The organism is Celeribacter sp. HF31, assembly GCF_011806455.1.
In the GTDB taxonomy this organism is placed as follows: Bacteria; Pseudomonadota; Alphaproteobacteria; order Rhodobacterales; family Rhodobacteraceae; genus Celeribacter.
This window is the reverse complement of sequence record NZ_JAATOT010000001.1, coordinates 639,647-665,231: the sequence shown is the minus strand read 5'-3', so window position 1 is coordinate 665,231 and position 25,585 is coordinate 639,647. Positions and strand designations below refer to the sequence as shown.

At 60.8% G+C, this 25,585-nt stretch carries 25 protein-coding genes; 16 read left to right on the top strand and 9 right to left on the bottom strand.

The features are described 5' to 3' along the window. Window positions 1-25: 25 nt before the first annotated feature. The 7 genes from bfr to HCZ23_RS03250 form a co-directional block, all read right to left on the bottom strand. Entirely contained in the window at window positions 26-511 is a 486-nt protein-coding gene (bfr, locus tag HCZ23_RS03280) for a bacterioferritin (RefSeq protein WP_167600242.1), read from the bottom strand. 4 nt (window positions 512-515) lie between these two features. Further along, entirely contained in the window at window positions 516-752 is a 237-nt protein-coding gene (locus HCZ23_RS03275) for a bacterioferritin-associated ferredoxin (protein ID WP_167600241.1), read from the bottom strand. Window positions 753-811: 59 nt separating this feature from the next. Continuing rightward, on the bottom strand, window positions 812-2,065 hold the full coding sequence (locus HCZ23_RS03270) for an imelysin family protein (protein WP_167600240.1): 1,254 nt from the start codon (window positions 2,063-2,065) through the stop codon (window positions 812-814). Between the two features lie 206 nt (window positions 2,066-2,271). Then, window positions 2,272-3,408 carry an ABC transporter permease gene (locus HCZ23_RS03265; protein WP_167600239.1) on the bottom strand — a complete coding sequence of 379 codons (1,137 nt, stop codon included), beginning with the start codon at window positions 3,406-3,408 and terminating at the stop codon, window positions 2,272-2,274. Further along, the gene (locus HCZ23_RS03260) at window positions 3,405-4,355 is read right to left on the bottom strand and encodes an ABC transporter ATP-binding protein (protein WP_167600238.1); all 951 of its coding nucleotides are present in this window, start codon (window positions 4,353-4,355) and stop codon (window positions 3,405-3,407) included. The genes HCZ23_RS03265 and HCZ23_RS03260 overlap by 4 nt, the downstream gene beginning before the upstream one ends. Before the next feature lie 3 nt (window positions 4,356-4,358). Further along, window positions 4,359-5,321 (bottom strand): HlyD family secretion protein, encoded by a 963-nt coding sequence (locus tag HCZ23_RS03255; RefSeq protein WP_167600237.1) that lies wholly within the window; start codon window positions 5,319-5,321, stop codon window positions 4,359-4,361. Next, window positions 5,314-6,018, bottom strand: a complete 705-nt coding sequence (locus tag HCZ23_RS03250) for a TetR/AcrR family transcriptional regulator (protein WP_167600236.1) — start codon at window positions 6,016-6,018, stop codon at window positions 5,314-5,316. Before HCZ23_RS03250 ends, HCZ23_RS03255 begins: the two co-directional genes overlap by 8 nt. Before the next feature lie 287 nt (window positions 6,019-6,305). On the opposite strand from HCZ23_RS03250, the gene HCZ23_RS03245 reads away from it, so the two are divergent. The 3 genes from HCZ23_RS03245 to HCZ23_RS03235 all read left to right on the top strand — a co-directional run bounded on the left by HCZ23_RS03245 (window position 6,306) and on the right by HCZ23_RS03235 (window position 12,594). Further along, a complete protein-coding gene (locus tag HCZ23_RS03245) occupies window positions 6,306-7,982 on the top strand; it encodes an NAD(P)-binding protein (RefSeq protein ID WP_167600235.1) in 1,677 nt (558 codons plus the stop codon). Further along, a complete protein-coding gene (gene nifJ / locus HCZ23_RS03240; protein WP_167600234.1) occupies window positions 7,975-11,610 on the top strand; it encodes a pyruvate:ferredoxin (flavodoxin) oxidoreductase in 3,636 nt (1,211 codons plus the stop codon). The genes HCZ23_RS03245 and nifJ overlap by 8 nt, the downstream gene beginning before the upstream one ends. 312 nt (window positions 11,611-11,922) lie before the next feature. Beyond that, window positions 11,923-12,594: a L,D-transpeptidase gene (locus tag HCZ23_RS03235; RefSeq protein WP_167600233.1), complete on the top strand. Its 672-nt coding sequence runs from the start codon at window positions 11,923-11,925 to the stop codon at window positions 12,592-12,594. 87 nt (window positions 12,595-12,681) lie between these two features. On the opposite strand, the gene HCZ23_RS03230 is transcribed toward HCZ23_RS03235, so the two are convergent. Together HCZ23_RS03230 and HCZ23_RS03225 are read right to left on the bottom strand one after the other, a co-directional pair. After that, a complete protein-coding gene (locus tag HCZ23_RS03230) occupies window positions 12,682-12,954 on the bottom strand; it encodes a hypothetical protein (protein ID WP_167600232.1) in 273 nt (90 codons plus the stop codon). Window positions 12,955-13,101: 147 nt separating this feature from the next. Then, complete coding sequence (locus HCZ23_RS03225) at window positions 13,102-14,055, bottom strand: 2-hydroxyacid dehydrogenase (protein ID WP_167600231.1); 954 nt, start codon at window positions 14,053-14,055, stop codon at window positions 13,102-13,104. Window positions 14,056-14,360: 305 nt separating this feature from the next. Between HCZ23_RS03225 and HCZ23_RS03220 the strand changes: the two genes are divergently transcribed. Genes HCZ23_RS03220 through HCZ23_RS03165 form a run of 13 tightly spaced genes read left to right on the top strand, consistent with a single transcriptional unit; the run spans window position 14,361 to window position 25,546 of the window. Beyond that, window positions 14,361-14,894, top strand: a complete 534-nt coding sequence (locus tag HCZ23_RS03220) for a Na+/H+ antiporter subunit E (protein WP_167600230.1) — start codon at window positions 14,361-14,363, stop codon at window positions 14,892-14,894. Next, window positions 14,887-15,147 (top strand): monovalent cation/H+ antiporter complex subunit F, encoded by a 261-nt coding sequence (locus tag HCZ23_RS03215; RefSeq protein ID WP_167600229.1) that lies wholly within the window; start codon window positions 14,887-14,889, stop codon window positions 15,145-15,147. Before HCZ23_RS03220 ends, HCZ23_RS03215 begins: the two co-directional genes overlap by 8 nt. Next, window positions 15,144-15,485, top strand: a complete 342-nt coding sequence (mnhG, locus tag HCZ23_RS03210; protein WP_217703108.1) for a monovalent cation/H(+) antiporter subunit G — start codon at window positions 15,144-15,146, stop codon at window positions 15,483-15,485. Before HCZ23_RS03215 ends, mnhG begins: the two co-directional genes overlap by 4 nt. Continuing rightward, a complete protein-coding gene (locus HCZ23_RS03205; RefSeq protein WP_167600227.1) occupies window positions 15,482-15,733 on the top strand; it encodes a hydrogenase subunit MbhD domain-containing protein in 252 nt (83 codons plus the stop codon). Before mnhG ends, HCZ23_RS03205 begins: the two co-directional genes overlap by 4 nt. Further along, the gene (locus HCZ23_RS03200) at window positions 15,730-16,437 is read left to right on the top strand and encodes a Na(+)/H(+) antiporter subunit B (RefSeq protein ID WP_167600226.1); all 708 of its coding nucleotides are present in this window, start codon (window positions 15,730-15,732) and stop codon (window positions 16,435-16,437) included. The genes HCZ23_RS03205 and HCZ23_RS03200 overlap by 4 nt, the downstream gene beginning before the upstream one ends. After that, window positions 16,434-16,796: a sodium:proton antiporter gene (locus HCZ23_RS03195; RefSeq protein ID WP_217703107.1), complete on the top strand. Its 363-nt coding sequence runs from the start codon at window positions 16,434-16,436 to the stop codon at window positions 16,794-16,796. Before HCZ23_RS03200 ends, HCZ23_RS03195 begins: the two co-directional genes overlap by 4 nt. Next, entirely contained in the window at window positions 16,790-19,915 is a 3,126-nt protein-coding gene (locus tag HCZ23_RS03190; RefSeq protein WP_167600224.1) for a proton-conducting transporter membrane subunit, read from the top strand. The genes HCZ23_RS03195 and HCZ23_RS03190 overlap by 7 nt, the downstream gene beginning before the upstream one ends. Next, window positions 19,912-20,829: a respiratory chain complex I subunit 1 family protein gene (locus HCZ23_RS03185; RefSeq protein ID WP_167600223.1), complete on the top strand. Its 918-nt coding sequence runs from the start codon at window positions 19,912-19,914 to the stop codon at window positions 20,827-20,829. The genes HCZ23_RS03190 and HCZ23_RS03185 overlap by 4 nt, the downstream gene beginning before the upstream one ends. A 4-nt stretch (window positions 20,830-20,833) precedes the next feature. Beyond that, complete coding sequence (locus HCZ23_RS03180) at window positions 20,834-21,526, top strand: NADH-quinone oxidoreductase subunit B (RefSeq protein ID WP_167600222.1); 693 nt, start codon at window positions 20,834-20,836, stop codon at window positions 21,524-21,526. A gap of 5 nt (window positions 21,527-21,531) precedes the next feature. Further along, window positions 21,532-22,074, top strand: coding sequence for an NADH-quinone oxidoreductase subunit C (locus HCZ23_RS03175; RefSeq protein WP_167600221.1), 543 nt, complete (start codon window positions 21,532-21,534; stop codon window positions 22,072-22,074). Next, window positions 22,074-23,252 carry an NADH-quinone oxidoreductase subunit D gene (locus tag HCZ23_RS17955; protein WP_175580863.1) on the top strand — a complete coding sequence of 393 codons (1,179 nt, stop codon included), beginning with the start codon at window positions 22,074-22,076 and terminating at the stop codon, window positions 23,250-23,252. Before HCZ23_RS03175 ends, HCZ23_RS17955 begins: the two co-directional genes overlap by 1 nt. A gap of 6 nt (window positions 23,253-23,258) precedes the next feature. Further along, window positions 23,259-25,055 carry an FAD-dependent oxidoreductase gene (locus HCZ23_RS17950; protein ID WP_175580862.1) on the top strand — a complete coding sequence of 599 codons (1,797 nt, stop codon included), beginning with the start codon at window positions 23,259-23,261 and terminating at the stop codon, window positions 25,053-25,055. Beyond that, a complete protein-coding gene (locus HCZ23_RS03165) occupies window positions 25,052-25,546 on the top strand; it encodes a ferritin family protein (protein ID WP_167600220.1) in 495 nt (164 codons plus the stop codon). Before HCZ23_RS17950 ends, HCZ23_RS03165 begins: the two co-directional genes overlap by 4 nt. Window positions 25,547-25,585 lie beyond the last annotated feature (39 nt).

Here is a 25,585-nt window from a genome sequence, read left to right as displayed (position 1 = left end):
GGACAGGGCCAAAAGCAAAGTGGCCTTACTCGGCTTCGTCCATCGAGGCCGCATTGAGCAGCGCATAGCCTTGCTCGCCAAGTCGGGCGTAGAGATCGAGCTGGGTTTCGAGAAAATCAACATGGCCTTCCTCGTCGGCGATCAGCTCTTCGAACAGCGCTTTCGACACATGGTCGCCGACAGATTCACAGTAAGTCCGCGCCTCGTTGTAGAGCGCCAGCGCGTCCTGCTCGCCGGCGAGGTCCGCCTCGAGCGTTTCTTTCGGGGTTTCACCGATCCTGAGCGGATCGAGTTTTTGCAAATTCGGGTGGCCTTCGAGAAAGATGATCCGGTCAATCAGCTTGTCGGCGTGGTTCATCTCTTCGATGCTTTCCTCGCGCGATTTCTTAGCCATTTTCGCCAGCCCCCAATCGGCCTGAAGTCGGAAGTGCAGCCAGTATTGGGAAACGGCTGTCAATTCGGACCGGAGTGCTGCGTTCAGGTACTCAATGACCTTGGCGTCGCCTTTCATGGGATTATCCTCTCTTGCGGTGGTCTTTCAGCCCGCGCAATTCGGCGGGCACCTTGAGGTTAGCATTCTGGCGCATGGAGGAAAGGAAAAGCGACATGCAGTTGCCGCAATCGGGGGATTTCCCCAAGGCGCGGTAGACTTTTCCGGGGGTGATGATCGTCTCCGGGTCCGCGGCCCGCATCCAGTCGATGGCGGCATGGATGTCGCGGTCGGTGATGGCGTTACAGGAACAGACGATCATGATCTCGGCTCTTGGCTTGTGGAAAAAGGCGGCGCTCGATGCGCCGCCCCAAAGTGTGTTTACTGGAAAACAGCGTCCGGGTTGTCGAGGCTGTCGGAGCCTTCGACCTCGATCTCGGAGGCTGAGAGCACGCTCACGGCACGCTCGATCTCGCGCGTCTGAGCGACCAGCGCATCGACCGCCGACATGATCAACTCTTCGCCTGCTTCATTGCCGCGCGCCAGCATCTGGTCATAGGAGAACCCGGCTTCCGCCGCCGCTTTGATCTCGGCCAGTTCGACCATGGTATGATCCAAAGCGTGGCCCAGATCGTTCGAGAGGCCTGCGTCCTTCTCGGCCAAAAGGCTTGCAAGGCTCTCGCCTTTCACCTCAGTGCCATCGACGCGCATGTATTTGCCGAAATAGACATTGTGGATGCCCATGCCGTCATAGAAATGCGAGTTATGAGTGTTGTCGGAGAAGCAATCGTGCTCTTCTTCGGGGTCGTTCAGCATGACGCCAAGCTTCATCCGCTCGCCCGCCTGTTCGCCGTAGGACAGCGAACCCATGCCGGTGAGCATCGCGGTGATGCCTGCGGTCGGATCGTCCACGACAGCCGCGCGCGCTTCGCCGCCTTCGGCCCATTGCTCGGTGATCCATTCCAGATCGGAGACCAAAAGTTTCGTCGCGGACACGAGGTATTCGGCCCGGCGCTCACAGTTGCCGCCGGTACAGTCGTCGCCGGTCAGGTAATCGGTGTAAGGACGTGCGCCCGCGCCATGATCGGTGCCGTTCAGGTCCTGCCCCCAGAGCAGGAATTCGATGGCGTGATAGCCGGTGGCCACGTTGGCCTCGACCTCATCGGCCTCGTGCAGCGTCTCGGCCAGAAGTTCCGGCGTGATCTCGGAGGCATCGACAGTTTCGCCCGACAGCTCGAAAGACGGCGTGGCGATGACGTTCAACGCGGCCAGCGGGTTTTCGTCGGTCGCACCGCCATAAGAGCCATCGACATAGTCGATCAGACCTTCGTCGAGCGGCCAGGCGTTCACCTTGCCCTCCCAATCGTCGACAATCGGGTTGCCGAAACGGTAAACCTCGGATTGCTGGTAGGGCACGCGGGCCTCAAGCCATGCGGCTTTGGCGGCGGCCAGCGTCACGTCGGAGGGGGACGCGACGAAATCCGCGATGGCGGCGTCCAACTCCTGCGCCTTGATCAGGCTGTCCTCATAGACGGCGTGGGCCATGTCGGCGTAGTTGCTCACAACTTCGGCTTCGCCCGCAAAAGCGGCGGCCGGAAGCGTGGCTGCGATCATGGCCGTCATCATACGTTTCATGTGGTCTTGTCCCTTTGTCTCCCCCCGCTGCTTTGCTTGCGTTCTGCGGAGGCCTTCCAATCTGCGTGCTGTGACACGCCTGACTCTTCATAGGGAGATTAACTGACTTCTTTGGTCAGATATGTCAATCCTGATTATTTTAATAGGAATATGACAAAGCCGTCAGAGGGCCTTCGAAAACCGCGCGACCCTCTCTTTTTCGCCTTTTAGTCAAGCGTTTGGCGATAGCGTCGCAAAGCAATCGCCACGACCACCACGAGGATCACCACAATCGCCATCATATTGCCCGCCACCTCCGGAAGCCCCCCGCCCTTGAGCATCACCTTGCGCACGAGGCGCAGAAAATGCGTTGCGGGAATCGCCGTGCCGATGGTCTGCGCCCAGCCGGGCATGGCGGAAAACGGGAACATGAAACCGGAGAGCAGAACCGTCGGCAGGATGGTGAAAAACGACAGCTGCATCGCCTGCATCTGGGTCCGTGCCACGGTCGAAACCAGAAATCCGATGGCGAGATTGACGATGATATAGAGGTTAAAGCCCAGGAAGAACGCCAGAAACGAGCCGGAAAACGGCACATTGAACAGCACTCGCGCGGCGATCAGAAAGACGAAGGTCTGGACGTATCCCACGAACACATAGGGCAAAATCTTGCCCAGCATCACCTCGGCGGCGGTCACGGGTGTGGCGATCAGGCTTTCCATCGTGCCTTTTTCGGTCTCGCGCACGATGGCCACCGCCGTGATCAGGATCATCGTCATCGACAGGATCACCGCCAAAAGCCCCGGCACGATGTTGATCGAGGTTTCCTCCGACGGGTTGAACGCCCGATGCACCACCATCTCGAAGGGCGGCTCTGAGCCTGCCGCAAAGGACAGAGGCCCCGTGAGGCTCTGCTTCATCGCGGTCTCGACCACGCCGTTCATCGCCCCAATCGCACCGCCCGCCGCCACCGGATCGGAGGCATCGACTGTAAGCAAAATCTCAGGCCTAAGCCCCCGGATCATATCGCGCTCGAACCCCGGCGGCACGGTCAGGATCACCGTCGCCGTGCCGTCTTTCAAGGCTTCGGCGCTTTCGGCCTCAGAGGTGACAATGCCAATGAAATCAAAGTAATCCGATGTGTCCATCGCCGCCGTCAGACTGCGCACCACGGGGCTTTCATCGGCCACTTCAACCAAGGTCGGCAGGTTGTGCGGATCGGTGTCGATGGCATAGCCAAAGAGCAAAAGCTGCATCACCGGCATGCCGATCATCATCGCGAAAGTGACGCGGTCGCGCTTCATCTGGATGAATTCCTTGATGAGAACGCCCAGAAAGCGGGTCCAGGAAAACAGACGATTCATTTGACCTCCTCCAGCGGCGCGCCGAAATTGTCCTTTGCGCCGGCCATGAGATAGATAAACGCCTCTTCAAGCCCGGCCTTTTTCGCCTGCCACTCATAGGGCCCATTCGCCTCACGCGCGGCCAGCGCATCGAGCGCGACCTTATCCGTTCCCGACACATGCAGCTCCGCGCCAAAACGGATCACCTGCCCGGCGCCGTCCTCCTGTTTCAACCGCTCTTCCAAGGCATTCAGATCAGGACCTTTCACCACATAGGTCGACAGCCCGATGGTCGTCGGAATGTCTTCCGCCGCGCCATCGATCAGCTTCTTGCCATAGGCGATATAGGCGATGTGATCGCATTGCACCGCCTCGTCCATATAGTGGGTCGACACCAGAACCGTCACACCTTTCGCCGCCAAACGTCTGATTTCATCCCAAAAATCTCGCCGCGCCTTGGGGTCCACCCCGGCGGTCGGCTCGTCCAAAAGCAAGAGATCGGGGTTGTGGATCATGCAGGCGGCGAGCGCCAATCTTTGCTTCCAGCCACCCGAAAGCGTGCCCGCCAATTGCCCCGCGCGGCCCTCAAGCCCAAGATCCCGCACCGCCTCTTCGACGAGACGCTTGCGCCCCGCCATCCCGAACATCCGCGCCACGAAATCGAGGTTTTCGGCGATGGTCAGGTCTTCGTAGAGCGAAAACTTCTGCGTCATGTAACCGACGCGTTTCTTGATCTCGCGGCTGTCTTTCACGATGTCGAGGCCGAGACACTGCCCCGCCCCGCCATCCGGCGTCAAAAGCCCGCACATCATACGGATCGTGGTGGTTTTGCCCGAGCCGTTCGGGCCCAGAAAGCCGTAAATCGCGCCCTTTTTGACCTCCATATCGAAGTCATCGACAACCTTGCGGTCACCAAAAACCTTGGTCAGGCCGGTGACGGAAATGGCAACATCATCCTTCTCTGGCACGGCTCACTCCTCCACAGCGGCGGAGGCATCGACCGTGATCGGCTGCCCCGGCAACACGCCCTGCGGGTCGATCACCTCGGCCTCGATGCGGTAGACGAGCCGCCCGCGTTCGGCTTTCGTGTAGAGGATCGGCGGGGTGTATTGCGGGTCGGAGGCGAGCCGGGTGATCTTGGCGCTGAGCCCCGGCGCACAACCTTCGCAAGACAGCGCCACCACATCGCCGGGGCTCAGATCGGCGCGCTCATATTCGGGCACGAAAAACAGCGCGGTCATCTGCCCGGGCGGCAAGAGCGACACCACGGGCGCGCCGCTGGCGGCCACTTCGCCCGCCTCGAAAAACACCTTTTCCACCTGTCCCGTGACGGGGGCGTAAACCTTGCGGTCATTGAGATCGGAGCGCGCCAGATCGACCTGCGCCCGCGCCGCCTCCACCGCCGCTTCGGAAGCCAGCCGCTCGGCATCGCGGGCGGGCAGTTCCGCGACTTTCAATTCGGCCTCAAGCCGCGTCACCGCCGCCTGCGCCTCATCCACGGCGGCCTGTTGATCGTCCACCGTGGCCTGTGTCGTGGCGCCTCGGGCCAAAAGCGTTTCCGACCGCGTCAGCCGCGTCTGCGCGATGTCCAAGGCCACGCGGGACTGATTGAGGGACGCCCGGATCACATCCGTTTCCGCCTGCCGCGAGCCGGTCGAGAGGTTCTCAAACTGCGCCTCGGCCTGCGCCAATTGCGCCTCAGCCGAACGCAGCGCTGCGCGGGTTTGATCGTCTTCCAAAGCAAAGATCAGCGCGCCTTTGGCGACCTGATCGCCCTCGGAGACCGCGATGGTCTCGATCCGCCCGCCCGAGGCCGGCGCCGCATAGGTAAAATCGCCCTCAATATAGCCGTCATAGACATAGGGCGGCGTGTCGAGAAATCCGGGATAAATCGCCGCGATGGCAGAGGCCAGCCAGCTTGGAAGATCAGCCATTTTGCGGCTCCTTTTCGGTATGAGGATCGGTGGGAATGGGGTCGAGTCCCGCAAAGAGCAGGGTCAAATGAGTGTCGATCAGATCGGGGATACGCAGGTCCTTTGGCCGGTCCTTTGGCGCCTCACTGTCAGGCCAGATGTCGAACACATCCGCCAAAAGCACATGCATGAGAAATGGTCCAAGCACACAGCGCACGGCCATGTCGGGATCAACCTTGCGGATATAGCCGCCCTCCATGCCCCGCCGAAACAGTGCGACAAGCGCGGGCAAGGCGCGGCCGATCACGCGCTCGCGATACATCGTGGCAAGTTTCGGATGGGTCGGCGCCTCGCGGATCACCAGTTTCGGCACGGCCAGAATGCGCGGGTCGGACGTGCGCGCCATGAACAGAGGCACAAGGCGGCGCAGGATGTCACGCGGATCGCCCCGAAAGCCGCCGATCTGATCGACCACCTCGCCCACGATCCCCCCCACGGCCCGGTCCACCAGCGCCTCGATCACCGCGTCTTTCGAGGAAAAATAGAGATAGACCGCGCCCTTCGAGACGCCCGCCCGCGTGGCGATGTCCTCGACCCTTGTGCGATCGAAGCCCTTCTCAACAAAGAGATCCAAGGCGGCGTCGAGAATTTCATCGGGGCGCGCCTCTTTGCGGCGGCGGAATTTGGGTGCCGTATCTGGCGTTTTGTCTTCAGACATCCGGGCCTCCCGAGTCGTCGCGACAGCAAATAACTGACCAGTCATTTATTTAATTCATATGCGAAAGTAAAGTCCGAACCCTGCATCCAATACGCAAGGATCCTGCGCAGCGTCCAAAAGGCACCCATCCCCTGCGACATTTCGTTTCAATAAAAGAGATAAAAAAATCATAGCGTTGCGAGACCACCCTCTCGCATGCAAGCCTTGATATATGTCAACGCCCGGGCGGGGAAACCCCGCGATGCTGCGTCCAGCCATAGCCCAGCCACATCCATGTGAGGCCTCTCATGTCCCAGTCTGCCGATCCGAAACCCGGCACAAAACGCGCCGATTTTACCCCCCTCGTAGGACAGAGCAAAACCGCGGGCACCGGCCCCGTGCGCAGCCAGATCCCCGCCTATGTGACCCTCACCCCGCCCTGCGCGGCGGCCTGTCCGGCGGGCGAAAACATCCGCGAATGGCTGGCCGAGGCGATGGTGGGAAATTACCGCGCGGCTTGGGAGATTTTGACCGCAGAGAACCCGATGCCCGCCGTGCATGGCCGGGTGTGCTATCATCCTTGTGAGGGCGGCTGTAACCGTGGCGAGGTCGATGCCTCGGTGTCGATCCATGCGGTCGAGCGGTTTCTGGGCGATATGGCAAATGAGCAAGGCTGGCAGTTCACGGCGCTGAACCCGCCCTCCGGCAAGAAGGTTCTCGTGGTGGGTGCCGGGCCTTCCGGGCTCTCCGCCGCCTATCATCTGGCGCGGCTGGGCCATGAGGTCGAGATCTTTGAGGCCGGTCCCATCGCAGGCGGCATGATGCATTTCGGCATCCCCGCCTACCGCATGCCCCGCGAAGAACTGGCGCAGGATGTCGCCCGGATCGAGGCGCTCGGTGTTAAAATCACGCTCAATCACAAGGTCACCGATCTTATGACTGAGAAGGCGGCGGGCGGCTTCGATGCCGTCTACCTCGCCATTGGCGCAGGTGCAGGCAAACATGTCGACATCCCGGCCAAGGAAGCGCCGAAAATTCTCGACGCCGTCAACCTGCTGTCCGAGGCCTCCAAGGGCGAAGCCCCGCTTTTAGGCCGCCGTGTCGTGGTCTACGGCGGCGGCAACACGGCGATGGACGCAGCGCGCACGGCGAAACGACTCGGCGCCACCGAAACCCTCATCGTCTACCGCCGCGACCGCGACCACATGCCCGCGCATGAATTCGAGGCGGACGAAGCCATGGCCGAGGGCGTCAAAATCAAATGGCTGACCACGATCAAGGAGATCGACGGCGACGCGTTGAAAGTCGAGCGGATGGAGATCGGCGCGGATGGCAAGGCGCATCCGACCGGCGAGTTCGAGACGCTTTCGGCCGATGCGGTGGTGCTGGCGCTGGGTCAGGAGACCGACAGCTCTTTCCTCAAATCCGTGCCTGGGTTGACGTTTAGCTGGAATGGCACGATCGAGGTGGATGAGAGCCGGATGACCGGCTGCGAAGGCGTGTTTGCCGGCGGCGATATGGTCCCGGATCAGCAATCGGTCACCATCGCCACCGGCCACGGAAAATTGGCTGCGCGGCACATCGACGCCTGGCTTGTAGGGCGCGTTTACGCACCCGCCGATCCGCCCGCTTTGGTCACCGCCGATATGCTGCACCTGCCGGTCTATTCGGATGTGGACCCGAAGGAGCAGGCAGCACTCGCCACCAGCAAACGCGACAGTTTCGACGAGGTGCTGAGCGGTTTGTCCGAGAAAGAAGCCCGTTACGAGGCGTCGCGTTGTTACTCCTGCGGGTCATGCTATGAGTGCGACAATTGCTATGCCGCCTGCCCCGAGGACGCCATCGTCAAACTCGGCGTTGGCAAAGGTTATGAGATCGACCCCGAAAAATGCACCGGCTGTCAAACCTGTTTCGACCAATGCCCCTGCCATGCGCTTGAGATGATTTCAGAGAGCCCAGAGCTTGAGGAGGCCTCCCATGCTTGACCACGACCACATCACACCGCCGTCCAACGAGACCCGCGAAGCGACCCACAGCCATTCCACCATGGACGGCAACGCCGCCGTCGCGCATATCGCCTACCGCGTGAACGAGGTCTGTTCGATCTACCCGATCACGCCCTCCTCCCCCATGGCCGAGCTTGCGGATGATTGGACCGCGCAGGGCGTGCACAACATCTGGGGCGACGTCCCGGTCATTCAGGAAATGCAATCCGAAGGCGGGGCGGCGGGCACGGTCCACGGCGCGTTGCAAGCGGGTGCCCTGACCACGACCTTTACCGCGTCTCAGGGTCTCATGCTGATGCTGCCCAATATGTTCAAAATCGCGGGCGAGTTGACGCCGACCGTGTTCCACGTCGCCGCGCGCTCTCTTGCGACGCATGCGCTGTCGATCTTTGGCGATCATGCCGATGTCATGGCCGCACGCTCCACGGGCTTTGCCATGCTGGCCTCGGCCTCCGTTCAAGAGGCGCATGACATGGCGCTCGTGGCCCATGCCGCAACGCTCAAAGCCCGCATTCCCTTCATCCATTTCTTCGACGGCTTCCGCACGTCTCATGAGGTCAACACGCTCGATCTCATCCCTGACGATCAAATCCGGGCGATGATCGACGACGATCTGGTGCGCGCGCATCGCAAACGTGCTTTGTCGCCGGAAAATCCCTTTATCCGTGGCACCGCGCAGAACCCCGACGTGTTCTTCCAGGGCCGCGAGGCCGCCAACCCGTTCTACGCCGCCGTGCCGGAGATCGTCGCGGAGGAAATGAACACCTTGGGCGCCATGACCGGCCGCCGCTATCAGCCTTTTGATTACACTGGCGCGCCGGACGCGACCCGTGTGGTGATTGCCATGGGCTCGGGCGTCGATGTGATCTCTGCGACCGTCGCGGATCTGGAGGCCAAGGGCGAGAAAATCGGCCTGATCACTGTCCGCCTTTATCGTCCGTTCTCGCCGAAACACCTCTTCGCAGCACTCCCCGAAACGGTCGAGAAAATCGCCGTTCTGGACCGCTCGAAAGAGCCCGGCACCACGGGCGAACCGCTTTATCTCGATGTCGTCTCGGCGCTTGCCGAAGCCGTCGCCACCGGCACACGGGCCACCATGCCGCGCGTGATCGGCGGGCGCTATGGGCTGTCGTCCAAGGACTTTACGCCGGCACAGGCCAAGGCCGTGTTCGACAACCTGTTGAAAGATCAGCCCAAAACAAATTTCACCGTCGGCATCACAGATGACGTGTCCTTCACATCGCTCAAGGTCGATCCCACCTATGACATCGAAAAAGACAACGTCGTGCGCGCGGTGTTCTACGGTCTCGGCGCGGACGGCACGGTCGGCGCGAACAAGAACTCGGTCAAAATCATCGCCGCCGAAGAGGATCATTTCGCCCAGGGCTATTTCGTTTATGACAGCCACAAATCCGGCGCCGTGACTGAGAGCCATCTGCGCTTTGGTCCCGAACCGATTGCGGCGCCGTACCTGATCGCCTCGGCCAATTTCCTCGCCTGTCATCAGTTCCATTTCCTGATGAAAATGGACGTGCTGAAACTGGCGAAACCCGGTGCGATTTTCCTGTTGAATTCACCCTACGGGGCGGAGGCCACCTGGGATCGCCTCCCGCGTTCCGTGCAACAGGTGATCATCGACAAAGGGCTGAAATTCTACGTGATCGACGCCACCACGGCGGCCCGCGAGCTGGGCCTTGGCGGGCGCACCAACACGATTTTGCAGACCTGTTTCTTTGCGCTCTCGGGCGTCTTGCCGCGCGAGGAAGCGATTGAAAAGATCAAACACGCGATCGAGAAGACCTACGCAAAAAAAGGCCGCGAGGTGGTGGAGAAAAACTTTGCCGCCGTCGATGGCGCTTTGAAGGGCCTGCATGAAATTGCTGTGCCAGCCGCGCCCACCAGTATCCTCGAACGTCCCGCCTTGGTGCCCGAAGATGCGCCGTCATTCGTGCGCGATGTGACCGCGAAAATGATGGAGGGCATGGGCGACGACATCCCCGTCTCCGCCCTGCCCGTCGACGGCACTTTCCCCTCCGGCACTGCCGCCTGGGAAAAACGCAATGTCGCCGATGAGGTGCCGGTGTGGATCGCCGAAGACTGCATCCAATGCGGGCAATGTTCCTTTGTCTGTCCGCATTCCGTGATCCGTGCGAAGTATTTCGACGAGGACCTGCTCGAGGGGGCACCAGACGGTTTCAAACATGCCCCGGTCAACGCGCGCGGCTACCCGGATGCGGAATTTGCGCTGGAATTTTACCTCGAGGACTGCACCGGCTGCGGCCTTTGTGTCGAGGCCTGCCCGGCGATCTCGGAAGACGATCCGACACAAAAAGCGATCAACCTGCATCTCAAAGAAGACCTGCCGGAACGCGAACGCGAGAACATCGCCTTTTTCGAGAGCCTGCCGGTCAACGATCGCTCGCGGGTGGATTTCGCCAATGTGCGCGGGGTGCAATTCCTTGAGCCTTTGTTCGAATTCCCCGGCGCCTGTGCGGGCTGTGGCGAGACGCCTTATGTCAAATTGCTCAGCCAGTTGTTCGGCGACAGGCTCATGGTCGCCAATGCCACCGGCTGTTCGTCGATTTACGGAGGCAACCTGCCGGTGACGCCCTGGACCAAGAACGCAGAAGGTCGCGGTCCGGCCTGGGCCAATTCGCTCTTTGAGGACAACGCGGAATTCGGTCTCGGTTTCCGTCTGGCCGCCGACAAACAGAGCGCTCTGGCGCAGGATCTGTTGCGCAGGCTGGCGCCAGATGTCGGCGACGATCTGGTGCAGGACATCCTCACCGCGCCGCAGGTCCGCGAATCCGAAATTCGCAGCCAACGCGAGCGTGTGGGAGTGCTCAAAACCAAGCTTCTCGGCCTGCCCCGGTCCGAAGACATTGAACATTTGCTGTCCCTCTCCGACCATCTCGTCAAACGCGCGATCTGGCTGGTCGGCGGCGATGGCTGGGCCTATGACATCGGCTATGGCGGGCTCGATCACGTGCTGGCGTCGGGGCGCAACGTCAATATTCTGGTGATGGACACAGAGGTTTATTCCAACACCGGCGGTCAGGCCTCCAAAGCCACGCCCTTGGGCGCAATCGCCAAATTCGCCGCCGCAGGCAAGCGCACCAACCGCAAAGACATGGCGCTTCAGGCCATCGCCTATGGCAATGTCTATGTCGCGCAGGTGGCCTTGGGCGCCAATCCGCAGCAAACCTTGCAAGCCTTCCGCGAGGCGGAGGCCTGGGACGGGCCGTCGATCATCCTCGCCTATTCGCATTGCATCGCCCATGGCATCGACATGCGCAAAGGGTTGAACCAACAGCAAAAAGCGGTGAAATCCGGCTATTGGCCGCTGTTGCGGTTCGATCCGGCACTGCATGGCACGGGCACGCCGCCCTTCCGGCTCGACAGCCCGCGCCCGACCTTGCCGTTCAAGGACTACGCCTATGGCGAGCTGCGCTATCGTCAGCTCACGCAATCGCGCCCCGAGGAAGCCGCCGAGCTTCTTGAGATGGCACAATCGGGCATTCTCGACAAATACCGCACCTATGAGGAATTCGCCGAAATGGAAAAAGGCCCGGACCCGAGCCGAGTGATGGGCACGGGGTCGTTTTGACCCCTCTGACTCTGGTCAGGCAAAACACCTGACCAGAGTCTGATATTAGAGTTTTCTTTAATCGTTAAACCAGTTGGGCGATCTCTATCGCCCTTCATCTCAGCAAATTCGCGTAACCAACTGGCCCGGTCAGAGGGGATATTTCGCCTCAAATCGGTCACGCGTTTTGAAAATATCCTGAAAACTCACACGCAAAAGTGACTCCCCTGCGGGAACGCCTTGCGTTTTTATCGGTTTAGCCTAGGAAGAAACGCACTTGGGGCTGCCACCTCATCCATCACTACGCTCTGCTCAGTCGTAAAGGAATTCGCCATGTTAACCCGTCGCCATTTCATCCAAACCTCCACCGCGCTGTTTGGCGCCACGGCCCTTGGAACGGTGGCTGCCACGCCCGCCATGGCTGCGACGAAAAGCGATTGGGACAGATGGGACGCACAGGTGACGCCTGCGGACTTCAACCTCGAAACCTCGAACCCCTGGGGCCTGCACAGCCGGTTCCTGCCGCGTCGGGTCGAGGCCAAAGCCGGTCTGAGAGCGGGCGACATCCATGTCGATGCGGTTGCGCGCTATCTCTACCTCGTCGAAGAGGGCGGCACTGCGATGCGCTACGGCGTGGCGATCGGGCGGGACGGGCTTTACACCCCCGGCACCTACACGATCCGGCGCAAGGCGAAATGGCCGACCTGGACACCGACCCCCGCGATGATCAAACGCGAACCGGAAACCTACGCGCAATTTGCCGACGGCATGGACCCGGGTCCGCGCAACGCTTTGGGCTCGCGCGCGCTCTATCTCTATGTCGGCAATCGCGACACCTACCTGCGCATCCACGGCACGCCCTACCCGCGCTCCATCGGCACCCGCGCCAGTTCCGGCTGTGTGCGCATGGTGATGGCGCATGTCATTGATCTTTATGACCGGGCGGAAACCGGCGTGACGGCGCACCTCTACCCGGCCGAGCATTACGTGACCGCGACCAGCTAAGCGTCCCGGCCAAGCACCACAGGCAATACCGAAAACAAAAAGGCAGGCTCTTAAGCCTGCCTTTTTCATGTCGTCCTGTGAAGGTGATCACATCGCGGTTTCAAGCGTCGCGGGCGCTTCGGTGCAGATCGGGCGACCGTTCTTGGCACGCAGCGGCAACAAGGTCGTCTCGACCGGGCCGTCGTGGCGATACCAGTAACAGCCATCTTCCGGGTTGATCTGAACCGCCGCCAAATTCTGGTTCGGCGCAGCCACCTCTGCCAAACCTTCAGGAAGCTCCTGAAGATAGCCTTCGGATGTCAAAGGGGCCTCACACCCCGCCAAGGCCAAAAGCCCCCCCACCAAGAGCAGATATTTCATCGACCTTCGTCCTTTCGCAGTCTTCTCATACGTATGAGCCACTTAAAGCCCTTTGTGAAACGCCGTGAAACAGGTTTTCGTTCAAAATTTGCACAACTCTGCGCAGGTGTGGGTCTTTTGCCATGACCGCTGCCCGGACCCCGCGCGTCAGTTCACCGGCGTCGGCAGCGGCAGGCCCGCGAAGTAAGCGGCCAGATTGGCACATTGCGCGATGGACATATCGCGCCGCGTTTCCACGGTGGAAGACGCCTGATGCGGTTGCAAGAGCACATTCGGCAGCGCGATCAGACGCGGGTTCACATGTGGCTCATTGTAGAAGACATCGAGCCCCGCCCCGGCGATCTCGCCCGCTTCAAGCGCCTCGATCAAAGCCTCTTCGTCAATGCAGGTGCCGCGTGCGATGTTGATCACCACGCCACGGGGCCCAAGCGCCTGGATCGCCTCACGCGACAGGTAGCCTTGGGTATGCGCGCCGCCCACCACGGCCACGACCAGCCACTCGACCGCCTCAGCCAGCGCCACGACGTCTTCACCGTGATAGGTCCAGCCCTCCGGCGTGTCCTTTGCGCTGCGCGAGGTGTAATGCACCGGCATGCCAAAACCCGCGCAGCGATCAGCGATGGCGCGCCCGATCCGGCCCATGCCCGCGATCCCCACAGGCGCGCCGGACATTTTGCGATTGAGCGGCAATTCCTGGCCCTGACCCCAAGTGCCGTCCCGCACCCAGCCGTCGCCACGCAGGATCTCGCGCGACCAGGCGAGCATCATCGCCAGCGCCAGATCGGCCACATCTTCGTTCAAGACATCCGGCGTGTTGGTCACCCGAATGCCCCGCGCGCTGGCCGCCGCCACGTCGATGGCGTCATAGCCGACGCCGAATTGCGCGATGATCTCGAGGTTCGGAAACAGATCCATCTGCGCGCCGTCGATGGGTTTGTGCCCTTTGTTCGCGATGGCGCGCACGCCCGCACGCACTTCTTCGGGCAAGGCCGCGCGCTCTTCCGGCGTAACTGCGTAAACCGTTACGCCCACCTCTTCGATCCGGGCGCGTTCGTCGTCGGTGAAAGAGGGGGCGGAGACGAGGATGGCAGCTTGGGTCATGATCGGCCTTTCAAAAAGATGCGGATATTTCTGTCCTAAACCGTTCCATAAGAAAACAGAAATAGCCTTTCTGCCCCCTAAAAATCCCGTTTCTTTGTCCGAGGTCAAATCGAGAGATTTGAATATGTGCTTTAAGACCCTCAGGACAGCGCGAACCCTCCCCCGATATGGCCCGTCTTTCCCTAAGGTCATGTTTTCCCGAGAGGATGACGGCCCGCCATCGCGGCGCCGAACGGAGGAGGTGTGCGCCAGACGCTCAGACCCAACGTTTCGACCGCACTTTAGACAGTTTGGAGGCCTCACAAATGAGCGACACGGGTTTACTCTCCAAAGGAACAGCCGCGCCTTGGCGCCCGCTCGCGACACGGTTGTTCGCGACGCTGTTCCTGTTCTGGATTTTGCTCAACGGCTCTCTGTCGATTGCAACCCTGATCAGCGGCCTCGTTGTCGCGGGTGTGATCGCGATCTTCTTCGCCCGCAACCTGTCGTTTCTCTCGGGGTTCCACCTGACACCTGCGGGGATCGGCGCGGCCATCCTGTTCATCGGCTATTTCCTGAAAGAGCTGGTGAAGGCCAATCTGGCGCTGGCCAAATTGGTCCTGACGCCTGCGCTGCCGGTCGATCCGGCCATCGTCAAGGTGCGCACGAAACTGACCGATCCGGTCGGGCGGTTGCTTTTGGCGAATGCGATCACGCTCACGCCCGGCACGCTGACCTGCGAGATCAAGGGCGAGTTTCTCTATGTGCATTGGGTGGTCGCCCAAAGCACCGACATCGAGGCCGCGACACAAGAGATCGTCGCCGGCTTCGAACGCTATCTGGAGGTGATGTATGGCTGACGTGCTTCTCATATTGGCGGGCTGTCTGGTCTTTGCGGCCTTCGCTCTGGCCGCGTGGCGGTTCGTCAAAGGCCCGCGCGCCTTGGACCGCGTGGTCGCCTTTGACGTGCTGACGATCATCTCCGTCACTGGCATCGTTTTGGCCGCTTTGATCACCGGTCGGTCGATCTATCTCGACGTCGCTCTGGTCTATGCGCTCCTGTCGTTCCTCGGCGTCATCGTCGCCGCGCGCTATCTGGAGGGGGGCGAATGATGTCAGGATTTTTCGATACAATCGGTGCCCTGATGATGCTCGGCGGGGCGCTGTTTCTGGCGCTTGGCGGCCTTGGCCTTGTGCGCATGCCCGACATATACAACCGCATTCAGGCGGGCACGAAAGCGACCACCTTGGGCACGCTTATGGTACTGGTTGGCGCCGCCCTGATCATGCCTTCGTGGTCGATCAAGCTCCTTCTGATCATGCTTTTCCTGATGTTCACCAACCCCCTGTCATCCCAGGTTCTGGCCCGCGCCGCGCATCGTTCCGACGCGCCGATGACGCCGGAGACCAAGGCCGACAGGCTCGACGAAGATGCGGAGGATTTGGCATGACCGCTTTGACCCTCGTGGCCGCCGTTCTGGCCGTCGCAACTCTGGGCGCGGCGCTCATGGCGCTTACGACCCGCTCGACCGCCATAGCTGTGCTCTCCGCCGGTCTCGTGTCGCTTTTCGCCTCGGTTCTCTTCCTCCTTCTCGCCGCGCCTGACGTGGCGATGACCGAGGCCGCAATCGGATCGGGCCTCACCACCTTCCTGTTCTTTTTCGTTCTGGGCCGCATCCGTAGGGAGGGTTCGAAATGACCACACGCAGTTTCATTCCACTCGTGTTGCTGGCTCTCTTGGGCACGGTGTTTTTCGCACTTTTCGTGGGGTTCACCCCCGATGAGACGCTGAACCGCACGGCCAGCTATTACGCCACCCAGACCGTGCCAGAGACCGGCGCGCAGAACGTGGTCACCGCGATCATCGTCACCTATCGTGGCCTCGATACATTGGGCGAAGTGACGGTTCTGTTCCTCACCGCCGCCATTGTCGGGCTGGTTCTGGCCCAATCGAAAGCGCCGAAAGGCCGCTCCGGTTCGGGGTTTCTGCCCTCGGGCGAATTGCTGACCACGGGCACGCGGATGCTGGTGCCGGTGATCTTGCTCTTCGGCGCCTATGTTTTCGCCAACGGCCACCTGACCCCGGGCGGCGGGTTTCAAGGCGGGGCGATTGTGGCCTCGGGCCTTTTGTTGATGCTTCTCGCCGATCCGGCGGAGCGGTTTTCGCATCGCCTGATTTCCCGGATCGAGAGCTCGGCGGGTCTGATCTACGTGATCCTTGGCCTTCTGGGCATGATCTTCGCAGGCGGCTTTCTCGACAACCGCATCCTGCCTTTGGGCTGGTTCGGGTCGGTATTTTCCGCAGGCGCCATCCCGCTGATCTACATCCTCATCGGGCTCAAGGTTGGGGCAGAATTCTCCTCGATCCTCACCTCGCTTGAAGACACGGAGGACGCGCAATGATGCTGTCTCAGATCGCCATGGCTTTGGGATTTTCTCTCATCCTTCTGGGCCTTTACGGCGCGCTCACCAACCGCGACATCATCCGCATGATCGTGAGTTTCACCATCGCCAGCACCGGCGTGAACGTGGTGCTCGTGTCGGTCGGCTACCTGCCCGGACGCAGCGCGCCAATCCTTGATGAGGCGGTCCCCGTGGCAGAGGCCGCAACGCGCATCACCGACCCGGTACCGCAAGCGCTCGTCCTCACGGCCATCGTCATCGGCCTCGGCGTCACCGCCTTGATGCTCGCCTATGCCTACCGGCTGTTCCGCGCCCGCGGCAGCCTCGACATCTCTGATTTTACGGAGCTGAAATGGTAAGCCCTCTTCTCATCCTCGCAGCCGGCCTCGGCGCCGCTTTCATCCTCGGGCTTTTGCGCGGCACCTCCGAACGCCCGGCGTTTTACGTCACCATCGCCGCGCTGGCCGCCATGTCATTCGTGGCCCTGTCCTGGGTCGTGGGATTGGTCCTGGGCCAGACCCAGCCCGTCGAAATCCTGACCGCAGGCGCGCGACCGCCCTTTGCGATCAACCTGTTCATGGGCGGCGCAGAGGCGGCGTTAATCTCCGTGGTCACCCTCACGGGGCTTTTGTCCGCCTTTTATATGCGCGCCGATCTGATGCGGCTGGGGCGCCGGGCGATGGCGGTGCTTTTGGTGCTGATCATGGCGCTGTCGGGGCTGATCCTGACGCGCGACCTGTTCAACCTTTTCGTCTTCATAGAGCTGATCGTGATCGCCACCGCCGGGCTTGTGCTTTTGTCGAAAGACACCCGCGCGCTGGCCGCCGGGTTCAAATATCTCATTGTTTCTCAGGTGATTTCGATCCTGCTTCTGGTGGGCGTCATCTTCACCTATCACGCCCATGGCTCGCTCAATATCGACGACATCGCGGCCACTCCGATGGCCTTCACAGGCGCCTCTCTGGCCACTTTCCTCGTGCTCATAGCTTTGGTCTTGGAGCTGAAACCCTTCCCCGCCAATGGCTGGGCCTTGGACATTTACGAATCCGCCCATCCCGGATTTTCAGCGCTGTTCTCCGCCGCCTCCGGCACGGCCGCACTCTTTGCCGCAGACAAGCTCTTTACCGCCGCAGGTCCCGCTTGGTTGCCGCTGGCGACGGGCGTCGGGATCGTCACTTTTGTCGGCGCGAACCTTTTGGCGCTGTCGCAAAGCCATGATCGGCGGCTGTTGGGCTATTCCTCCGTCGGCCAGATCGGACTTGTCCTGCTGGTCGTCGGGCAAAAGGCGCTTTTGGGCGCGGATTTTGCCTATGTCGCGGGCGGGATCGTGATTTCGCATGCCGTGGCCAAAGCCGGGCTGTTCTGGCTTTCCGGCATGGTCAAGGGGCGCACCCTCTCCGACTGGGCCGCCCTATGCCAAAACCCGGCTCTGGTCGTCGCCTTCGCGACGTTCATCGCCATGCTCACCGGCCTGCCGCCCTTCCCCGCGTTCTATGCCAAATGGGTGCTGGTGCATGAATTCGCCGCCACGGGTCAGCTGCCGATGCTCGCCATCTTCCTGATCGCGGCGCTCATCGAGGCGGGTGTACTGTTCCGTTGGTTCGGCAAGGCGATCAAACACGACGCCCAGCGCAGCCTGACCTATCATCTCAGCCGTGAGACCATCGTGCTGATCGCCATGCTCGCGGGTTGGGGCTTGGGTTGGGTCTGGGGCGCGTTGAGCGATCAGGGCAATGTGATGACCGCCCTGCCCCTCTTGTTCGCGCTTCTGTTCCTGCCGATGGACATCCTGCCCGCGCGGGTTAAAAACGCCATTGCCATGGCGGGCCTCGTGGTCTGGTTCGTGATCTCCTACCAAGACCTCGACCCGCTGCGCCTTGTGTTCATGATCATCATGATGCTGGGCGGTGCGGTGCTGTTCCTCGCGTCTTTCCATCATCAGGGCCGTCGCATGGGATTTTATGCGCCCGCGATGATCATGTATGCGGGGATGGCGCTGCTTTTGGAGGCTTTCACCGCGTTCCAATTCTTTGCCGCCTGGGAAATGCTCACCATCGGGTCCTATTTCCTCATTCTGCGCGGCAAGGAAAGCGAGCCGCATGCGTTGTCCTACATCCTCTTCTCTTTGGGCGGGGCCTTTGCTTTGCTGGCGGGCTTTGCCCTCGCGGCCCAAGGCCAGCGGATATTCTGGATCGAAGATCTCTCCGAGCTGACCGGCACGCTGGCGCCTTGGGTCTTTGTCCTTCTGGCTCTGGGGTTCCTGACGAAAACCGCCGCGATGGGGCTGCATATCTGGCTCCCCGGGGCTCATGCCGAAGCCGAGACGGATGTCTCCCCCATGGTGTCAGGCATTCTCTTGAAGGCAGGTCTCTTCGGCTTGTTCGTGCTCGTGATGGAGATGGGGCATCAACGCCTCTATGGGGTCGACCTCACCCATCTTCTCGTCTGGCTGGGCGCGCTTTCCGCCTTTATCGGCGCGGTTCTCGCCGCCTTCCAAGAGGATGCTAAACGGCTTCTCGCCTATAGCTCCATTTCCCAGATGGGCTACGCGGTCTTCGGTCTCGCTCTGATGAACCATCTCGGCTGGCTTTTGGCGATGATGTTCGCGATCAACCATTTCGTCTACAAGAGCATGCTGTTCCTCGCCGTCGGTGGTGTGAAAGAACGCACCCACACGCGGCTCATGTACCAGATGGGCGGGTTGATCACCCTCATGCCTTTGAGCTTTGTCTCTGTGCTCGTCGGCATCATCGCCATGTCCGGCGTGCCGCCGCTGTCGGGCTTTGGCGGGCGCTGGATTTTCTACAATGCGATCATGTCCACCGATCTGCGCCTTCCTATGGTATTGGTCTTCATGGCGGGGCCTGTGGGCTTTCTCTATCTTTTCCGGCTCATCCACACGATCTTCCTCGGTCAACCGAAGGACAACCTGCGCCAAGTCAAAGAAGCCCCCTTCTGGATCATCCTGCCGCAGATGTTGTTTGTCGCCTTCCTCATCGCCTTCGCCGCCCTTCCCGGCATGATCCTTCAGCGCGTGGACCGCTATATTGGCACGCTCTTCGGGGATCAGCCGCTGGTGTGGTCCGGGCGGATCGTCAACAGCGCCTACGGCACCTGGAACCCTGTGGCGATCTGGGGCGTGATCATCGTGGTGTTCGTCACCGTGCTGGGCCTGCTCATTTGGATGAACCACAACGCCCAGCGCGTGAAACAATTCAACATCGTCTTCTCGGCAGAACGCCCGTTCAAACCGCAGACCACGCATTTCGCCTGGAACTTCTTTGCGCCCTACCGCAAGGCGATGGGGTTCCTTGAGACCCCTGTGTCCACAAGCTTCTGGACCGGCGTCACCAATGCGCTCCATGGCACCGCCGAGTTCAGCCGCAAACTCTACACCGGCAACGGCCAGACCTATGCGGTGCACCTCTTGCTCTTCGTCATCGCCGTCTACCTGATCAGCATGGGAGCCTCGTCATGACCGCGTTTCCGAATTTCGAATGGGTCCAGATCGCCTATGCGCTTTTGACGCTCTTCATCGTGATCAACTACGGCATGGTGATGACCGCCGTGGTGCGCAAGATCGGTGCGCGGGTCGGGGGGCGTTACGGCATCCCGGTCTGGCAGAACTATGTCGATTTGCTCAAGAACATCGCGCTGCGGTCCAAGATCTCCCATGGCGTGATGTATTACCTCGGGCCGGTGTTCCGGCTGACGGGCGGTGTCGGCCTTTTGATGTTCGTCCCGACGATCTATGGCTCCGAATGGCATCAGAACTTCTCCTATGCAGGCGATCTGATCCTTGCGCTCTATTTCGTGTTCTTCGGCACGCTTGGCATGGCTTTGGGGGCTGGCGAAAGCGGCCATCCACATAGCGCCATCGGCGTCTCTCGCGGTCTGGCGCAGGTGACCATGGCCGAACTGCCTCTGGCCTTGGGCGTCTTTGCGCTCTCTCTCCAATACCAGACCCTCGACATCACCGAGATTGTCGCCGCCCAACAGGGCTCCATCTTCAACTGGACGGTCTTCACCAATCCTCTGGCCACAGTCGCCGCGATGGTCGCCTTTGTCGGCACCATGATGCGCTCGCCCTTCGATGTCGCCATGGCGCCGCAGGAAATCCCCATCGGCCCGCCGACCGAATACCATTCCTCCTACCTTGCTCTGATGCAGACCAATCGCGTGCTCTTCCCGGTCGCCAAGACGGTCATCTACATGAACCTCTTCTTCGGGGGCGCCACGAGCTGGGCCGAGTTCGCGATCAAAGTGTTCTGCCTCTACATGATCTCCGTCGTGATCGGTGTCGTGCATCCCCGGTTCCGGGTCGAGCAGAGCATCCGTTTCTTCCTCAAATGGGGGCTGCCCATCGGCGTCCTCTCCATTCTGGTGGTGTGATCCTATGAAAGACGTTGACGACAAGTTCCTCAAGAACCCCGACACAGAGGTGCCGCTCCGCGAAGAGCTGCGCCCGCGCAAGGTCACAACCCCCGACGGGCAGGAAATCGACATCGACCCGCTGCGGGATTATTTCTGCGAAGCCAAACCCAAGGTTCACCCCAAGGCCTATTCCAAGATTGTAGAAGATTTCTACAACTGGGCGCGGGCGAATTCGCTTTGGATTCTGGGCTTTGGCACCGGCTGCGGCGCGATCGAGATGCGCCCTCTGATGACGCCGCGCTTCGATGCCTATCGCTATGGCATCCAGTGGCGGCCCACCCCGCGTCAGGCGAACCTTCTGGTGATCTCCGGCTATCTGTCGGTCAAAACCCTCAAACGCGCCATCCGCGCCTATGAGCAGATGCCACAGCCGAAATATGTCATGGGCCTTGGCTCCTGCACCATCAACGGCGGCATGTATTGGGACAGTTACAACACGATCAAGCGTCTCGACGATTACCTGCCCGTGGACATGTATGTCGCGGGCTGCATGCCCCGGCCCGAGGCGCTGCTTCATGGGTTCATGGAACTCAAGCGCGTGATCAAAGAGGGCAAGGGCGAAGGCGCGAACCTCTATGCCGAAAATTTCGACCAGTACAAAGCCAACCAAAAGGCGGTGATCCGTGACTGGGACATGCCGGATTACAATTGGTGAGCATCATGAGACACATCCTATACCGCCTCAAAGACCGCTATCACCTTGGAACGCCGGTGTTTCAACGCGATGACCTGTGTTTCGTGACCGTCAAACGCTTCGAGCTGCGCGCGATCCTGACCGAGCTGCGCGATGTCGAGGGGTTCACCCATCTGACATTGCTCACCGCCGTCGACTGGATCGAAGAGCAGCAGTTCCAGCTCACCTATATGGTCAACAACCGCGTCGCCAACCTGACGCTGGCGCTGCGGGTCATGTTGGACCGTGAAGACGCGACCGGTGACACAATCCACGACCTCTGGCCGACGGCGGCCACCTATCAGCGCGAGCTCAGAGAGATGTTCGGCATCACCTTCCCCGGCTCCCCGCGTGTGGATGAGGAGTTTATCCTTGAGGGCTGGACCGACCTGCCCCCCTACCGGCGCGATTTCGACACGCTGGCGTATTCACAGCAGACCTACAACGACCGCCCGGGCCGCGTCACCCATGACCCGAAAACGCATATGCAAAAGACGCTCTATGCGGATTATCCGAAAGGAGCCAAGTGATGTTTTCGTTTAAGCCCGACCGCTCGCAATATCCCGCCCCCGGCCCCGATGGCAAAATCGAGGTCGATCTGGAGACCGGCAAGTACCTGAAACTCTGGCACGGTCCAAACCACCCCGGCATCACCGGCAATATGTCGGTCGAACTCACCGTCTGTGGCGATGAGGTCGTCGAGGGCAAGACCCATGTCGGCTATCTGCACCGCGGCTTTGAGAAACTGATGGAGCGCCGGACCTTCATTCAGGTCTTTCCCATCGTCTGCCGCGTCTGCGTGCCGGAGCCGGATTTCAACGAATATTGCTACGCCGCCGCCGTTGAGGAGCTGGCGGGCATCGAAGTGCCCGAAATGGCCAATTGGATCAGAACGTTGATTTTGGAAATGGGTCGGTTCAACAGCTACATGATGGCGATGGGTGGCATTTCCGGCGCTTTGGGCCTTGGCGTCGTGGGCCAATGGATGACCTACACCCGCGACATCATGCTGGATCGGTTCGAGGAACTCACCGGCGCGCGCATCTATCACATGTTCATCCTGCCGGGTGGCGTGCGGGCGCATCTGCCCGAGGGCTTTGAGGGTCGGATGGAAGAGGTGCTTCAGACCGCCGAGACATACTTGGCCGACGCCGAAAAGCTGATGTTCCACAGCTCTGTGTTCAAAACCCGTACTCAAGGCGTGGGCGTGATCGACCCGGCGCTGTTTGAGACCTACGGCGTCACCGGCCCGAACGCGCGCGCCGGCGGTGTGGCGAAAGACGTGCGCAAAGACAGCCCCTATCTGGTCTACGATCAGCTCGACTTCACAGTGCACACGGAGACCGCGTCGGACATCTACGCCCGCACCCTCGTGCGGTTCAAAGACCTGCATGAGACCATTCAACTCATCCGGCAGATCCTGAAAAAGATGCCGAAAGAGGGCGAGGTCATGACCAACCTGCCCAACGTGCTGCATTGGAAAATCCCGCGCGGCGAGACCTATATCAAGGGCGAAAGCTCGCGCGGCGAATATGGCTATTATCTGGTCACCGACGGCACCGGCTATCCCCGCCGCGTCAATGTCCGGGGGCCGTCGTACACCCACGCCATGGCTTTGCTCGAACACCTCATCCCCGGCACCAATATTTCCGACATCGCGGCGCTCATGGTGTCGCTGCACACCTATCCGCCCGAGATCGAGAGGTAACCCGACATGTCCCTTCGTGACGTACTCTCCCCCTTCACCGCGTGGAAACATGTGATCAACGATCCGGTGACCATCAAAGACCCGTTCAACCGGCCGGGCGCGGATCGCTATCGCGGCTTTCACCAGAATGACATGGACAAATGCATTGGCTGTGGCTCCTGCGAAGAGATTTGCCAAAACGCCGCCATTGATATGGTGCCGGTCGAGGGCCAAGAGGCCGGTCCCGGAGACTCGGGGCTCAGACCCATGATCGACTATGGCCGCTGCTGCTGGTGCGCTTTGTGCGTCGATGTCTGCATGACCGGGTCTCTGACGATGTCCAACGAATACACCTGGGTCGACAGCGACCCCGATGCGTTTCGCTTCGTCCCCGGCGTCGATGGCAAGAGCTGGGATCTGGAGCCGAAAGGCTATCAACGCGAAGACACCCGCCGCCTGACCGGCACCACCCGCGCGCCGATGGGGGAATTGGCGCCCGAGGACCGAATTGGCAATTTCTGCGAGATCGTCGACGGGTTCACGCCGGAGCAGGCCGTCATTGAGGCCGACCGTTGCGTCGAATGCGGGCTCTGCGTCGCCACCTGCCCGGCGCATATGGACATCCCGGATTATATCGCCAAGGTCCGCGACGGTGATTTCGAGGGCGGGTTGCAATTGCTCTATGAGACCAACCCGTTTTCGCAGGCCTGCGGGCGCATCTGCACCCACAAATGCGAAACCACCTGCGCCGCGATGCACGAAGGCGATGCGATTGCGATCCGTTGGCTGAAACGCGCGATCACGGATTCCGTGGACAAAGACCGCTATTTCGACCTGATCCAGAAACCCGATGTGCCCGAAACCGGCCAGTCGGTCGCCGTGATCGGTGCCGGGCCTGCGGGTCTCACCACCGCCTTCGATCTCGCCCGCAAAGGCCACAAGGTTGTGGTGTTCGAGGCGCTGGACAAGCCCGGCGGCATGATGCGCTACGGCATCCCGGAATACCGCCTGCCCTATGACGTCTTGGACCACGAGATTTCCGTCATTGAGGCCATGGGCGTAGAGATCCGCTGCAACATGCGGGTGGGCCATGAAATCTCGATGGAGCAGCTTGCCAAGGCCTATGACGCCGTCGTGCTTTCCATCGGCTTGCACCAAGGCCGCTCGACCCGTGTGCCAGGGTCTGACAAAGCCGAAGCCGCGATTGACCTGTTGCGCAGGATCACGGCAGGCGTTGAGGTTCCCGTGCCCGAACAGGTGGCCGTCATCGGCGGCGGCAACGTGGCGATGGACATCGCGCGAAGCATGGCGCGGCTGCAAAAGATCAAATACGGTCGGGTCGGCGTCACGGTCACCGCGCTCGAAGACCTCGATCGCTTCCTCGCTGACCGCGAAGAGATCGAAGAGGCACAGGAAGAAGGCTGCGTAATCTACCCAGCGCGCGGGCCGCAGGAGATCGTGCTCGACGGCGAGACGGTCATGGGCCTCAGAACCTGGAAAGTGCAGGCCATTTTCGACGACCAAGGCCGCTTTGCTCCGAAATACGACGAGGCGGATGAGATGATCCACCCCGCCGGGATGGTCGTCGAAGCCATCGGGCAAATGGCCGATATTTCGCTCTTGGGCGAGGCGCTGACCGAGAAACTCGAATGGAACCGGGGCCGGATCATGATCGACAGCACTGGGCAGACCTCGGAACCGTGGCTTTGGGCGGCGGGCGATGCGGTCTCTGGCCCCGACGTCATCCATGCCGTGGCCGACGGGCATCGCGTCGCCGTCTCCGTGGGCAAAATGCTCGCGGCCAAAAGGGAGAAAGTACAATGAGTGAAGCCAACAAGGAAAAACTCTCCGGCCTGACCACGGTCAAGGAGATCATGGACACGGCGACGTCCTTCGAAGTCGTGGCGCGGGATTTCTACAAAGCTCTGGCGCCGAAAGTGTCGAAAAACATTCGCTGGCTTGTGGATGAACTGGCCGAGGAGGAACAGGGTCACGTGGACCTGTTCACCAAACTCGCCAATGACCCGAAAGTCTCCGACGTGATGGCCGAAAAAATCCAGCGCCCCGTGGCGGATGGCAAGTTTTCCGACTGTGTGCAGGTGCCCGATCTGGGCGAGAACCCGGACGATCAGACCGTACTTCAATACGCGCTTTTGCGCGAAACGGCGGCGATGGATCAGTACACGGAACTGGCCGACACGGCGCCCGAGGGGCCCTTGAAAGAGGCTTTCACCTTCCTCGCCAACGAAGAAGCCGAACATAAGGAAGAGCTTGAGAAAATCTATTACGAGGTGGTACATTCGGGCGGGGTCTGATCCGAGACCAATGTCTTATTGATGTTTTCCGCTGCCACC